Genomic DNA, 13363 nt, shown 5'->3' on the forward strand with positions numbered 1-13363 from the left:
TCTCAGCCTTATGTTTTAGGGATTCATTACTCTTCCTGACGTGCTTTGCCTTCCTTCGCTAACCGAACCTCAATCGCTCTAGCATGTCCTTCTAATCCTTCGCGTCGTGCTAGCTCGATAATGGTGTCTCCGTCTCTAAGTAACGCTTCCTTACTATAATAAATCAAACTTGATTTCTTAATAAAATCGTCCACATCGACTGGGGATGAAAAGCGAGCCGTTCCATTTGTCGGAATAATATGGTTAGGTCCTGCAAAATAATCCCCCACAGGCTCAGAGCTATAAGCGCCTACAAAAATTGCACCTGCATTTACAACCTTACCGACGTATTGCATTGGCTCCTCTACCATCAATTCAAAATGCTCTGGAGCGATGCTGTTGATAACATCAATTCCTACCTCAATTGTATCCACCACGATAATGACACCATAGTCTCGAATGGACGCTCTTGCAATTTCCTGACGAGGTAGCTCGGCTAGCTGGCGCTCCACCTCGTGCTGACAAGCTGTGGCAAAGGAGGCTGAAGGTGTCACTAGGATTGCACATGCCATCTCATCATGCTCTGCTTGCGATAACAGGTCTGCCGCCACATAGACAGGATCAGCATGTTCATCTGCTAGCACTGCAATTTCACTCGGTCCAGCGATGCTGTCAATGTCTACTGCACCATAGACCTCACGTTTTGCAAGTGCCACATATATATTTCCCGGTCCACAAATTTTATCGACCTGCTTAATCGTATCTGTACCATAAGCAAGTGCGGCAATCGCTTGTGCGCCACCCACACGATAAATTTCCTTTACCCCTGCTTCTGCAGCAGCTACTAAAATGTATGGGTCTATGCCTTCCTTTCCACCTGTAGCGGGCGGTGTCACTAAAACAATCTCCTCCACCCCTGCCACCTGAGCAGGGATCACATTCATAAGTACCGAAGAAGGATATGATGCTTTACCCCCAGGGACATATACTCCAACACGCTGTAACGGGTGGATAATTTGTCCGAGAATCGTACCATCCTGCTGTACATCCATCCAAGATTCCCGCTTTTGTCTACTATGAAAGGCACGAATGTTGTTAGCGGCACTTACAATTGCTTGCACAAATGCAGGCTCTACCTTCGCATATGCGTCTGTAAGCTCCTGCTCTGTTACTCGCAATTGGGAGGCTTCGAGTGCTACACCATCAAACTCCTTACTGTATTGTAGTAATGCTTGATCACCTTCTGCTTTCACCGCTGCTACAATTTGCTTTACAACTGCATTTTGCTCTGGTGTGCCATAGTCCACATCACGCTGAAGCTTAAATTCCTCTGCCGCTACAATTCGCATCCTTATTCCCCCTCGATCACTTTGCTAAGTGCATCACATACCGCTTGGATTTCACTATTTTTCATCCGATAACTTACTCTATTAGCAATGAGACGACTCGTAATCTCAAATATACTTTCCATCTCAACTAAGCCATTTTCGCGTAACGTTTGTCCTGTTTCTACCATATCCACGATCCGATCTGCCAAACCAATAAGAGGAGCAAGCTCTATCGATCCATTTAACTTAATGACCTCAACCTGCTTCCCTTGCTCACGAAAATATTGCGAAGCAACATTAGGATACTTTGTAGCCACACGCTGCTGAATGCCTGGCTTCCAATCTGGCAAACCAATGACGGACATCCGACATCTCGCAATCCCCAGATCTAATAGCTCATAAACGTCTCGCTTTTCCTCTAGCAAAACATCTTTTCCCACAACACCAATATCAGCAACTCCATATTCTACATACGTAGGCACATCTACAGGCTTCGCCATAATAAATTCCATGCCCAGATCAGGTAAAGGAATAACAAGCTTACGTGATTCATCTACATCCTTTGGGATGTTTATTCCCGCAATTCGAAACAGTTCAGAAGCCTTTTTATAAATTCGTCCTTTTGGCATCGCAACCTTAATAATTTGGCTCAAGCTTCGCTCCCCCTCACTATACACATAGATCACTGAACAACTAAACATTAAATACTAAATATATATCTACACCATTTTAGCTAAACGTTAAAATTTCTACCTTACATTGAGTTAATCAATTTAAGTTAATCAAAGACAATAATTTCACTGTACAACGGCTGTTTTTGATCTTGGTTGCTTAACAACTGCTCGGTAGTCTGCTTCATATCAGCCCTTACTCCCATTCCTGTACTAGATTCGCTAGTAATCACTTTGCGCCCTTCTTCTCTTAAAGCATTGGCACGATCAAAAGCCTCTTTACGACGAGCAGCAACATAAGTAATGAGAATCGGAGCCTCATACGCTACCTCAAGCCCATGTACACCATCTAAAATGCGGTTTGTTTTAATCGAAAACCCTGTTGCAGGTGCAGGACGTCCTAACTGCTGAAGCAAATTATCGTACCGTCCCCCGTTACACACCGGTGATCCAAGCTCTGATGCATAACCTTCAAAGGTCATTCCAGTATAATACGTAAAATCGCCTATCATCGTTAAATCTATAACAACATGCTGGGCAACACCGTAATCCTCAAGCACATCCCATATTTTTATTAAATGCTCCATCGCACCCATCGACAGAGGATGCTGACTTAATTGCTTGGCTTGCGTACAGATTTCTTTGCCACCTCGTAAGCGCAATAGGCCCTCTAGCTCTCTTCTCTGCCCTTCTGCCAAGGATAACGTGCCTAATAGCTCCTTATATCCAACATAGTCACGCTCTAGTAGCTTACCCTTTAGTCCTTCACGCGCCTCTTCTGTGGCTGGTAATGTTTCTTGTAATATTCCGTCCAAAAAACCAACGTGACCAAGTGCAATTTTAAACTGAGAGACGCCTGCGGCTTGGAGTGAAGAGATCGCCAGTGCAATGACCTCTGCATCCGCTTCCGCAGAATCATCACCAACTAGCTCTACGCCCGTCTGGAAAAACTCAGCTTCTCTTCCCGCTTCCTCTTCAATCGTTCTAAATACGTTGGCATGGTAACATAAACGAAGAGGGAGTGGCTCATCCTTGAGTAGTGATGAAACCACTCTAGCAATGGGTGCGGTCATATCCGATCTAAGCACCATCTGCGTCCCTCTGTTATTTAAAAGCTTAAACAATTTATGATCAGAGGTTGAGCTTGCTGTCCCTACAGTTTCGTAATATTCCATTGTTGGGGTCATAATTTGACGGTATCCCCAGCTAGCCATGCAAGCTAACATTTTGCTCTCTATGGCACGTAATTTATCTACCGCATAGGGCAAATAATCACGTACACCAATTGGTTTTTCAAATCCCTTAGGCTTAGACAACAAGCTCACCTCATCCATTCATATTTTCATTAAATAAATTTCATCAATAAATAGTTAATACCTTCTGGGTAAGATTTTTATTATAATTTCTTTATTATATTAAAGTACTACCATACTACCAAACTAAAGTTATGTGATATTTTATCATACCTTTTTTAGCTTCGTCAATTATAAAAAAAATAAAACCGTTTTGTTGGATGGACTGTCTTAATATATAAGTATGCATACTATGATTTTGCGTTTTGATTTTAACCAGTACAGATAGAGAGAAGAGGAAGGAACTTTAATCGTATGACAACACATACATTAGCTTTCGCTGCTTGCCAAGGGGATCAGCAAGCATTTGAACAATTAATAACTGTGCATCAAGATAAACTTTATCGCATTGCCTATAGCTATTTAAGAAATGAAGGCGATTCGTTAGAAGCAATTCAAGAAGCGGTATGCCGAGCTTGGGTCAAATGCTCTCACATCAGAGATCCAGAATCCTTTATTCCTTGGCTCATTCGGGTTCTGATTAATTACTGTATCGATGAGCAGAGGCGCCAGAAGCGAACAACAACGTCAGAGCAAATAGAACCTGTCCAACAAAGTGTTGAAATGGTAAGTGTCCAAAAGATGGATTTACAGAAGGCATTAGATAAATTAAAGCCTAAGTATCGTCATGTTCTTATTCTTAAATATTATCATGATATGACATTAACAGATATAGCAACGGTTTTAGATAAGCCAGAAGGAACAGTAAAAACGTGGCTCCACCAAGGTTTAAAAAAGGTGCGAGTTCAAATGAGTCGAGGAGGGAGCTACTAACATGGCTAGGCATCAAACCAAACATGAAGTTAAACAGAAGAGCGAACAGAAAGTGCAGCAACATACTGAACAACTATTTGAGCAAGCTAGCTCTGATTTTAACTCAACTTTTCCAACCATTCCAGAATATAAATTACAAGCATCGATTAAGAAAGGCATCGATCGTGGGAACAAGCAAAAAAGACTGAAAAGTGGTTTTAAAAAATGGGGACTTCCGACGGGTGCAGTGGTGCTGTGTGCTCTGTTGTTTACGTTAATTTCATTACAACCCAGTTGGACTAAGCTAGTAAATCAGAGTGCAGAGAGTACGAGTACAAGTTCAATGGAAAATATACCTGATTACATTGTGGCTCAATTAAACTCACAAGCCTTACGAAAAGCTGCCCAAAATGGCTTGTACCAACCCATCAACCAAACATCCCAGCAGGATCAATTCTCTTTTACAGTAGATGGGGTTATCGCAGATGGAAAAAGTGCAACAATATTTTATACGATGAACTTGAAGCCAGGCTCACCATGGGACAGTATCACTGGCATTTCATTTGAAAATGAGAATGGAGATCGTTTAGATACAATCAGAAATCTTTCAACAGAAATATTAAATGTTGGTGACGAGTATAGTCTTCATATGCGTAACAAACTGACCATTTTAAGTGAATCAGGTGAAATACCTTCGAATTTAATTATGAAAGCTTTCCCTAAATTAAGTAAACTTGTCTCCTCTAGATGGTTAACAGATGAAGAGAGGAAGAAAGTTTTTGATATAGGAAAAGAATTTCAAGTCTCAATTCCAATTAAAAAATCAGTATATTCAGATTTAGTGAAGGAAATCCCAATTAATAAGCAGGAACAATCAATAAATTACGATTTCATTATCGAAAAAGCGATCCTGCGTCCAATGAGTACAGAGGTCCAAATTAAATTGAATAAACCAAATGTAGATTTACTGCATAGCTTTATTCAACCTAGCTTGACGATTACTGATGGGGAAACTTATTTATCTACTACTAATGTCAGCAGGGTTGATTCTAAAGCCTACAAAAAGGACAACAACACAATCTCAGTATATTTTGACAGTATTTATTATTTAGAGCATGATACTATCACATTCCAAGCGGATGGGATTAGGAATAACTTCAAAGAGCAACCTAAGTTAGTCATAGATACTGTTAACAAGAAGCTGATTAGCTCGCCAGATATAATTAATTTAGAATCAGTAAAAAGCTATAAAGCGAACAATACGACAGAAATTGAGTTAAAAATTACTAAACATCGTAGTGAAGATGAACCTATAACCTTCATTTCAGAGCTAAAAGATAAAAATGGTGTTGAATATCAACCTACACAAAGGCGTAATAGTTTAAATTTAAGCTCAGATCATAAAGAATTCCAAACACTAAGAATAGAGCTTGAAACTAAAAAATATGCTCAACCTTTAACTTTAATAGTAGACAATCTCTATGAAGAACATTTAGAGGAAATTAATATTCCCTTAATCGGGATTCAGAAGAAGTAGTAGCCACAAAAACGAAAAAAATAGGTAGATCAGAGACAAGACTTTGCTTCATCTCTAGATCTACCTGTTTTTGTTATCCTTCAAAAATCACAATTTACTCTACTTTTCTGCTAACGCTCAAAGCTCGATTTTCTTCTAATTTCTCAAACATATTTTTTTCTTAATATTATATTACTCTTTAACATCGCTCTTACGCTCCAACACCCGCAGTGGATTACCGCCTACAAAACTGCCTGCTTCCACATCCTTATGCACCACAGAACCTGCCGCAACAACCGCTCCGTCTCCAATCGTTACACCTGGTAAAATGGTTGTATTCGCACCAATTAACACTTCATCGCCAATAATAACCTCACCTAATCGGTATTCCTTAATTAAATATTCATGCGCAAGAATAGTGGTGTTATAGCCGATCACGGAGTTCCTCCCAACCGTAATAAGCTGCGGGAAAAACACATCAACCATAACCATCAAGCCAAAGGCAGTATGCTCCCCCACCTTCACCTTTAAAAGACGGCGATATATCCAGTTTTTCAAAGGTAAAATAGGACAGTACCTAGCACATTGAATAAAAATAAAATTCAGTACACCTTTAAATGGGTTTACCGTACGGTAGATCTGCCATAATGCATTTTTTCCTTCTACTGGATATCTCTCCACTTTTCTCACTTTATCATGACTCCAATCTCATAATTCCATACAATTCAGTCACATCATCAATAACATAAGCAGGGTCATATTTCCGAAGCACCTCTGCTCCTTTTAAAGACCATGATACAGCCACTGAAACAACCCCAGCCGCATTAGCAGCCTGAATGTCTGCTGGACTATCTCCTACCATTATTGTCCGCTTTGGATCAGATCCTAACTTTTCTACAGCAGTAAGCACAGGCTCTGGATTAGGCTTAGGCTCCTTCACGTCATCCAATGTAACAATAACATCAAAATACTGTAAGTAACCAAAGTGCTCTAGTACCCGTTTTGTGCTTTCCCTCATTTTTGTAGTTACAATCCCTAATTTTATCCCTTGCTCATGTAAATGCATGATCACTTCTTTAACATTAGGAAAACCCTTGACCATATTATCATGATGAATATTACTATAGTCGCGGTAAGCTTGAGCTAAGTGAGATACATCCTCAAGTCCTGTAAAAATCTTGAATTGGTGATCTAATGTTAACCCCATATTAGGAATAATTTCTTCCCGGGTAAAAGGCTTGTCCGTATGTTCCCCAAGCACATGCAAAAAGCCCGAAATAATTAGCTCATTTGTATTTATAATCGTTCCATCTAAATCAAACAACACAGTGTCAATCATCGCTAGTCTCCTTATCCAAAACTGCTCTCTCTAGTTATAATATTTATGCTAAATCTTTACTTGTTGTACTAGGTCGGGTCTGATAAGTCATTCAAGGTCATCTGTTACCGCCTTTTCGGCCCATACTGTGTTACTTTTCCTTGACTTACCCCAGTAAGCCTGCGTAAAAGTGCCTTGTATAGATCGAAAATTCGCCAACATCTGCTCCCTGTTGACTTTTCAACACTCCCTAGCTTTTACTATCATCAATTTTCTGACTATCTTCCAACTTGCCATTTTTAGCTTCTACTGCATGTTGATCTTTACCACTCACAGTATTTGAATGAGGTAACTCATCTACACCACTGCTTTTAGTAGATACAATCGGGTCGCTATAATATGCAAGATTTTTAATCGTCATACGGCGATAAATGATCCATGCTACAGCAACAATAACAATAATGATCGGAAGTAGCTGCGAGATACGGATGTTGCCATACGCGACATCTAATGCACCATGCTCAAAGCCTAACCACTCCATCGGTGCCCACAACGTATTTATAAAGGAAGCTAACCACTCTGGACCCTGAAATGCCAAACTATCTGTTCGTACCGCCTCAATGAAAAAGCGTCCAATTGAATATAAAATGAAGTAACTAAAAAACACTTCACCTGCGCGTATAAATTTTTGTCTTCTTAAAATAAACAAGGCAATTAAAACAAACAAGCTCCATATGGACTCATATAAAAATGTCGGATGATGGTACACACCTTGGATATTCATTTGATCCACAATAAAGGAAGGCAAGTGAAGATAGTCGCTTAAAAAGGTTTCTGTCGTAGGCCCACCATAAGCTTCCTGATTCACGAAATTACCCCATCGACCGATCATTTGTCCAACAATTAGCCCTGGTGCAAGAATATCCGCGATTCGCCAGAAATCATACCCACGTTTTTTAAACAAAATAACTGCACAGACAATGGCACCAATTAATGCACCATATATGGCTATGCCACCTTCCCACGTTTTGAAAATATCCAATAGATTATCCTTATAATCATCCCATTTGAAGGCAACAAAATAAAGTCTTGCTCCAACAATTGCCGAGGGAACACCAAATAGTAATACATCCATAAAAAATTCCTGAGGGATGCCAAAGCGTTTTCCTTCACGTATCGCTATCCATAAGCCAATTAGAGCACCCATACCTAATATGACACCATACCAGCGTATATCTATAAAACCACCAATTGAAAAAATAATTGGATCTATCATTAACGTTGCCATGCCTCACACTCCTAAAAAATGGATTTTGCATTATTTTAATAACGCAAAATCCGTAAATTCAAATACATACTTGTTCAATTAACAAATACTACAAATCTGAAATTCTGCAAGTTCTATTTTTTGTAAATTATAGCCCTATTTAGAAATTAGTACTTGACGACGACTGAAGGTTAGTAGCTACGATCCAGAGCGTTCTTGCGATTGTTGTTAAAATCAACTTCCTATTATTGAAGTAACTTTATTGGTGGAATTTGATTTAAGAAACAACCTTCAGAATCTCTCTGTCTCTTCGCTAGTGGGAGTTATCGTCAAGCACTGATTTCAAGATTGAGCCTAAATTGTTATTCATCTTTTTTCACCGGTCTTATTCAAGATCGTCCATATCTTCAGCAATCGTTTCTGTTAACTTCGTAGTAAACTGCAATGCTGCATTATAACCCATACGCTTCAAGCGATAATTCATCGCTGCTACTTCAATGATGACAGCTAAGTTACGACCAGGCCGTACAGGAATAGTTGCAAGGGGAACATCTGTGTCAATAATACGCGTTGTCTCCTCGTCAAGACCTAAGCGATCATATTGCTTATCTTGTTGCCATGCTTCTAATCTTACAACTAACGTAATCCGTTTATTGTTACGAATTGCACCTGCACCAAATAAAGTCATTACATTAATAATACCAACACCACGGATTTCCAATAAATGTCTAATGAGTTCTGGTGCCGTACCATGCAACTGATTGTCAGAGGTTTGGCGAATCTCTACCGCATCATCGGCGATTAAGCGATGTCCACGCTTCACTAATTCTAATGCTGTTTCACTTTTACCAATGCCACTAGATCCTGTAATTAACATCCCAACTCCATACACGTCTACCAGTACCCCATGGATCGTTGCCGTTGGTGCAAGCTTACGCTCAAGAAAACTCGTAATTCTACTAGACAAAATGGTTGTAGCCATACTACTACGTAAAACAGGGACATTGTTACGAGTACTAATATCAATTAGCTCCTGTGGCACTGCCCACGATCTTGTCACAATAATACATGGTGTATCAGGGCTGCTACATAAACGTTCCATACGGCTAACACGTTCCGCCTCAGGTAGCATTTCATAAAAGGCCAATTCTGTCTTCCCCAAAATTTGTACGCGCTCAGGTGGATGGTATTCAAAATATCCCGCCATTTCTAAACCTGGACGATATAAATCATCTACTGTAATTGTACGACTTAACCCCTGTTCACCAGACACAACTTCAAGTCCAAACTGGTTCACCATCTCAGACACTTTTACCTTTTTTGCCATGGAGTTCTCCTTTTCCCAATACGATACCCTTAAATGCGGCTAACTATGAGGGTATCTGTGGTTTTAATAATTATGTAAGGAAAACATATTTTCAATCTGCTGTCATATGTCTTCCTCTATAAAATAATTACAATTAAAATTAAACCTTCACATGATGAAGTCTACATAATGGAGTATGTATTCATCGTAAAGGAAAATGAAGCTTAAATCAATGTTGCTTAACCAATTTACAATAAATATAGGAAGTGATGCGATTGCATTTAATTAGGGAAATAAAAAAGCATAAGCCCAGTTAATACTGAACTTATGCCTTACGAATCATATTAAATATTGATCGTAATCGATATCACTTCGCTATTACAGTTAAATGATATTAGTTAAAAAATACGTTCAATTCTGATTCTTTATCAAATACATGGACTTTATTCATGTCGATTGCCAACTTCACAGTGTCACCTTGACGAGTGTTAGAACGTCCATCAACACGAGCGATCAATGGTGCATTACTATTCAAGTATAACAACATTTCGTGACCAAGGTTTTCAGTTACATCTACACTTGCAGTGAAGATACTGTTAGGTGATCCTTCTAAGAATACAGGCTCTTCGTGAATATCCTCAGGACGAATTCCTAAAATAACTTCTTTACCATTTACATAGTCTTTTAATACAGAGGCTTTACCTTGTGGAATTTCTACCTTAAGGTTCTCTGATTTAAAGTAGATGGAGCTACCTTCTTCAATAATGTTACCATTCACGAAGTTCATAGTTGGTGAACCGATAAATCCAGCTACGAAGATGTTACGTGGTTGGTTATAAAGCTCTTCTGGAGAAGCAGCTTGTTGAATAATCCCATCTTGCATAACTACGATACGATCACCCATTGTCATCGCTTCTGTTTGGTCATGCGTTACATAAATACAAGTTGTTTCAAGGCGTTTTACCAATTTAGTAATTTCAGCACGCATCTGTCCACGTAATTTAGCATCCAAGTTAGAAAGCGGCTCATCCATCAAGAATACTTGAGGATCACGGACAATCGCACGTCCTAACGCAACACGTTGACGTTGACCACCAGATAATGCTTTTGGTTTACGATCAAGCAAATGCTCTATATCCAAAATTTTAGCAGCATCACGTACACGTTGATCGATTTCTTCTTTTTTAACTTTACGTAATTTTAAACCAAACGCCATGTTTTGGTATACGTTCATATGTGGATAAAGCGCATAGGATTGGAATACCATCGCGATATCACGATCTTTAGGTGCTACATCATTCACAACACGGTCGCCAATATACAATTTACCATCAGAGATTTCTTCTAGACCTGCAATCATACGAAGAGTAGTAGATTTACCGCAACCAGAAGGACCTACCAATACTAAAAATTCTTTATCAGCAATATCAAGATTAACATCAATAACGGTTGCTTTATCAGCACCAGGATATGTTTTATAAATATGTTCTAAGCGTACGCCAGCCATGTGTAATTCCTCCTAATAAATTATAAATTTGGTATTGAATGTGCTTTAATTTTAAAATGTAATCGGATACAATTTCTAATCTTATAATACCTAATGCCTCAAAATCTCGCTATCCACAAACTGCACAAAAAAATCACGACTTTTTCGTTAATTTATACAAAAGCAATCCAAGCTGCATCAAAACTGCGTCGCGAAAGCTTTTTACATCAAGCCCTGTCTCTTGTTTGATCTTATCTAAGCGATATAGCAATGTATTACGATGAATATATAATCTTTTTGCCGTCTCACTCACATTACAATCTAATTGAAAAAAACTTTCTAGCGTAGTTAACGTTTCCTCATCTTTAAAAAAATCTAAATTAGTGCCTACAATTTCTTTAATCGCTAATTTACCGCTTGTCGAAATACTATAAACTAAACGCTCCAACTGTAATTGCCAAGCAAAATGAAGATGAACCCCAATGGAGGTTGCTTGACCCAATTCAATGGTTTCTTTCAATATATAAATTGTATACAGTAGCTGATCAGGTTTAATCAGACCCTCATGAACGGTTAAATAAAGACCACCACCGCCCCACTCCGTCGAAATAACCTCATATAAACCTTCACATAACCCCATTAGCATATCTTGGCTTAGCTCTGTATGCTCCTCATTGTCCTCTTTTAAATCGGAAACTATATTATTCCCTAGCAAAATAAGCCAATCTCGATCCATTGGAATCAAAACAGTTCCTTTTCCAAAATAACTCCGTAATAGCTTAGACAGTTTATTAAAGCTCAAAGTGTTCGCAAAATTCTCCTCACAATGAAGTAAAAACGGTAATAACTGTCCCTTAAGCTGCTCATTCCAAATATATTGCTGAGGTATTTCCAAATCATAAGCCTGCTTAGCTAACGTTTCATGAAGCCAATAACCAAACTCTTTACTTTTCACTTCTTCTGACTGTTGTATAAAAGAGCTCTCATAACCTTGTTCCTGCTGACGCATCGTAGCTATAACTAAATTAATTAATTTTATTTCCTGCTCATTAAGGACTTTATTCCTCAAAATAAATACTTGAAAGCTATCCGCATTTATCTCATCACATAACCACAAATAATAACTTCGCTCAGCATCAAAATAATAGCGATTTCCATCTATATTCGACCAATGATATCGCTCGGTCTCTTCCTTATTCATATTTGATAATTCAAAAGGTGCTCCAATAATTGTAGCCAACTGTTGTTGAATGGTATGGATCTTCTTCATAGTATGCATTCCTATCCAAATAAAATAGTACATCCAAATCCAAAATTGTTTCATTGCAGTTTTATTGCTTATTATAGCACAATCAAAAAAACAAAAAAGCCGTCAACATATGTTGACGACCTTTAGGATGAGCCATGAAGGACTCGAACCTTCGACACCCTGATTAAAAGTCAGGTGCTCTACCAACTGAGCTAATGGCTCAAAACTGGTGGGGGCTGATGGATTCGAACCACCGAACTCGATGAGAACAGATTTACAGTCTGCTGCGTTTGGCCACTTCGCTAAGCCCCCGGATTAATGAATTACCTATTGTAGGATAAATTCAAAAAGTGGCTCGGGACGGAATCGAACCGCCGACACAAGGATTTTCAGTCCTTTGCTCTACCGACTGAGCTACCGAGCCATATTAAATTGACAAAAAAATAAAGCGGAATGTTTATAACCTTCCCACTTCCTTGTGGAAATATAAATTAAAATAAATGGCGGAGCCGACGGGATTCGAACCCGCGGTCTCCTGCGTGACAGGCAGGCATGTTAGGCCTCTACACCACGGCTCCGCATTAAAAAGCATAAAAATGGTGCCGGCGAGAGGACTTGAACCCCCAACCTACTGATTACAAGTCAGTTGCTCTACCAATTGAGCTACACCGGCACAGTGAAAGTTAAAAATTTAATTATGGTGGAGGCTGAGGGGCTCGAACCCCCGACCCTCTGCTTGTAAGGCAGATGCTCTCCCAGCTGAGCTAAGCCTCCGTAATAATGGTAGCGGCGAAGGGAATCGAACCCCCGACCTCACGGGTATGAACCGTACGCTCTAGCCAGCTGAGCTACACCGCCATATTACATTATATTATGAAAGTGGCGGAGAGGGAGGGATTCGAACCCTCGCACCGCTTACGCAGTCTAACCCCTTAGCAGAGGGTCCCCTTATAGCCACTTGGGTACCTCTCCATGCCATCAAACAAGGCACTTACTCCTTGAAAACTGAATCCGAAACGAAATGCTGCGTTTTAACTATTGGATAAGCCCTCGACCGATTAGTACCTGTCAGCTCCATACATTACTGTACTTCCACCTCAGGCCTATCTACCTCGTCGTCTTCAAGGGGTCTTACTAA

Annotated in this window: 11 protein-coding genes, 8 tRNA genes and 1 rRNA gene; 2 read left to right on the top strand and 18 right to left on the bottom strand. The window is 39.5% G+C overall.

Going from position 1 to position 13363, the window contains the following annotated elements:
* Nucleotides 1-26: 26 nt before the first annotated feature.
* The 3 genes from hisD to ABE099_RS12360 form a co-directional block, all read right to left on the bottom strand.
* On the bottom strand, nucleotides 27-1328 hold the full coding sequence (hisD, locus tag ABE099_RS12350) for a histidinol dehydrogenase (protein ID WP_430031069.1): 1302 nt from the start codon (nucleotides 1326-1328) through the stop codon (nucleotides 27-29).
* 2 nt (nucleotides 1329-1330) lie between these two features.
* Nucleotides 1331-1960 carry an ATP phosphoribosyltransferase gene (gene hisG, locus ABE099_RS12355; RefSeq protein WP_430031072.1) on the bottom strand — a complete coding sequence of 210 codons (630 nt, stop codon included), beginning with the start codon at nucleotides 1958-1960 and terminating at the stop codon, nucleotides 1331-1333.
* Between the two features lie 125 nt (nucleotides 1961-2085).
* A complete protein-coding gene (locus ABE099_RS12360) occupies nucleotides 2086-3294 on the bottom strand; it encodes an ATP phosphoribosyltransferase regulatory subunit (RefSeq protein WP_430031074.1) in 1209 nt (402 codons plus the stop codon).
* Between the two features lie 291 nt (nucleotides 3295-3585).
* On the opposite strand from ABE099_RS12360, the gene ABE099_RS12365 reads away from it, so the two are divergent.
* Together ABE099_RS12365 and ABE099_RS12370 are read left to right on the top strand one after the other, a co-directional pair.
* Nucleotides 3586-4104: a sigma-70 family RNA polymerase sigma factor gene (locus ABE099_RS12365; protein ID WP_430031076.1), complete on the top strand. Its 519-nt coding sequence runs from the start codon at nucleotides 3586-3588 to the stop codon at nucleotides 4102-4104.
* Nucleotide 4105: 1 nt separating this feature from the next.
* A complete protein-coding gene (locus ABE099_RS12370) occupies nucleotides 4106-5620 on the top strand; it encodes a DUF4179 domain-containing protein (protein ID WP_430031078.1) in 1515 nt (504 codons plus the stop codon).
* Nucleotides 5621-5791: 171 nt separating this feature from the next.
* On the opposite strand, the gene ABE099_RS12375 is transcribed toward ABE099_RS12370, so the two are convergent.
* From ABE099_RS12375 to ABE099_RS12445, 15 genes are all read right to left on the bottom strand, one after another.
* Nucleotides 5792-6289, bottom strand: coding sequence for an acyltransferase (locus tag ABE099_RS12375; protein WP_430031080.1), 498 nt, complete (start codon nucleotides 6287-6289; stop codon nucleotides 5792-5794).
* A 4-nt stretch (nucleotides 6290-6293) separates the two neighbouring features.
* On the bottom strand, nucleotides 6294-6938 hold the full coding sequence (gene ppaX, locus ABE099_RS12380; protein ID WP_430031083.1) for a pyrophosphatase PpaX: 645 nt from the start codon (nucleotides 6936-6938) through the stop codon (nucleotides 6294-6296).
* A 229-nt stretch (nucleotides 6939-7167) separates the two neighbouring features.
* A complete protein-coding gene (lgt, locus tag ABE099_RS12385; protein ID WP_430031085.1) occupies nucleotides 7168-8205 on the bottom strand; it encodes a prolipoprotein diacylglyceryl transferase in 1038 nt (345 codons plus the stop codon).
* A 364-nt stretch (nucleotides 8206-8569) separates the two neighbouring features.
* Nucleotides 8570-9511, bottom strand: a complete 942-nt coding sequence (gene hprK / locus ABE099_RS12390; RefSeq protein ID WP_430031087.1) for an HPr(Ser) kinase/phosphatase — start codon at nucleotides 9509-9511, stop codon at nucleotides 8570-8572.
* A gap of 373 nt (nucleotides 9512-9884) precedes the next feature.
* Nucleotides 9885-10997 (bottom strand): ABC transporter ATP-binding protein, encoded by a 1113-nt coding sequence (locus tag ABE099_RS12395; RefSeq protein ID WP_430031089.1) that lies wholly within the window; start codon nucleotides 10995-10997, stop codon nucleotides 9885-9887.
* A gap of 133 nt (nucleotides 10998-11130) precedes the next feature.
* Nucleotides 11131-12246, bottom strand: coding sequence for a PucR family transcriptional regulator (locus ABE099_RS12400; protein ID WP_430031091.1), 1116 nt, complete (start codon nucleotides 12244-12246; stop codon nucleotides 11131-11133).
* Between the two features lie 128 nt (nucleotides 12247-12374).
* Nucleotides 12375-12447, bottom strand: a tRNA-Lys gene (locus ABE099_RS12405).
* 5 nt (nucleotides 12448-12452) lie between these two features.
* A tRNA-Tyr gene (locus tag ABE099_RS12410) sits at nucleotides 12453-12537 on the bottom strand.
* 39 nt (nucleotides 12538-12576) lie between these two features.
* A tRNA-Phe gene (locus ABE099_RS12415) sits at nucleotides 12577-12649 on the bottom strand.
* Nucleotides 12650-12726: 77 nt separating this feature from the next.
* Nucleotides 12727-12803, bottom strand: a tRNA-Asp gene (locus ABE099_RS12420).
* 19 nt (nucleotides 12804-12822) lie between these two features.
* A tRNA-Thr gene (locus tag ABE099_RS12425) sits at nucleotides 12823-12898 on the bottom strand.
* Nucleotides 12899-12923: 25 nt separating this feature from the next.
* Nucleotides 12924-12999: transfer RNA gene (locus ABE099_RS12430), tRNA-Val, on the bottom strand.
* 7 nt (nucleotides 13000-13006) lie between these two features.
* Nucleotides 13007-13083: transfer RNA gene (locus tag ABE099_RS12435), tRNA-Met, on the bottom strand.
* Between the two features lie 22 nt (nucleotides 13084-13105).
* A tRNA-Ser gene (locus ABE099_RS12440) sits at nucleotides 13106-13197 on the bottom strand.
* A 66-nt stretch (nucleotides 13198-13263) separates the two neighbouring features.
* Nucleotides 13264-13363, bottom strand: a 23S ribosomal RNA gene (locus ABE099_RS12445); the annotation flags it as partial.

The organism is Paenibacillus turicensis (assembly GCF_050461185.1).
GTDB classification, from domain to species: domain Bacteria; phylum Bacillota; class Bacilli; order Paenibacillales; family Paenibacillaceae; genus Fontibacillus; species Fontibacillus turicensis_A.

Coding starts and splice junctions, on each gene's coding strand:
- hisD (WP_430031069.1), bottom strand. CDS start 1,328: ATGCGAATTGTAGCGGCAGAGGAATTTAAGCTTCAGCGTGATGTGGAC.
- ABE099_RS12365 (WP_430031076.1), top strand. CDS start 3,586: ATGACAACACATACATTAGCTTTCGCTGCTTGCCAAGGGGATCAGCAA.
- ABE099_RS12370 (WP_430031078.1), top strand. CDS start 4,106: ATGGCTAGGCATCAAACCAAACATGAAGTTAAACAGAAGAGCGAACAG.
- ppaX (WP_430031083.1), bottom strand. CDS start 6,938: ATGATTGACACTGTGTTGTTTGATTTAGATGGAACGATTATAAATACA.
- lgt (WP_430031085.1), bottom strand. CDS start 8,205: ATGGCAACGTTAATGATAGATCCAATTATTTTTTCAATTGGTGGTTTT.
- hprK (WP_430031087.1), bottom strand. CDS start 9,511: ATGGCAAAAAAGGTAAAAGTGTCTGAGATGGTGAACCAGTTTGGACTT.
- ABE099_RS12395 (WP_430031089.1), bottom strand. CDS start 10,997: ATGGCTGGCGTACGCTTAGAACATATTTATAAAACATATCCTGGTGCT.
- ABE099_RS12400 (WP_430031091.1), bottom strand. CDS start 12,246: ATGAAGAAGATCCATACCATTCAACAACAGTTGGCTACAATTATTGGA.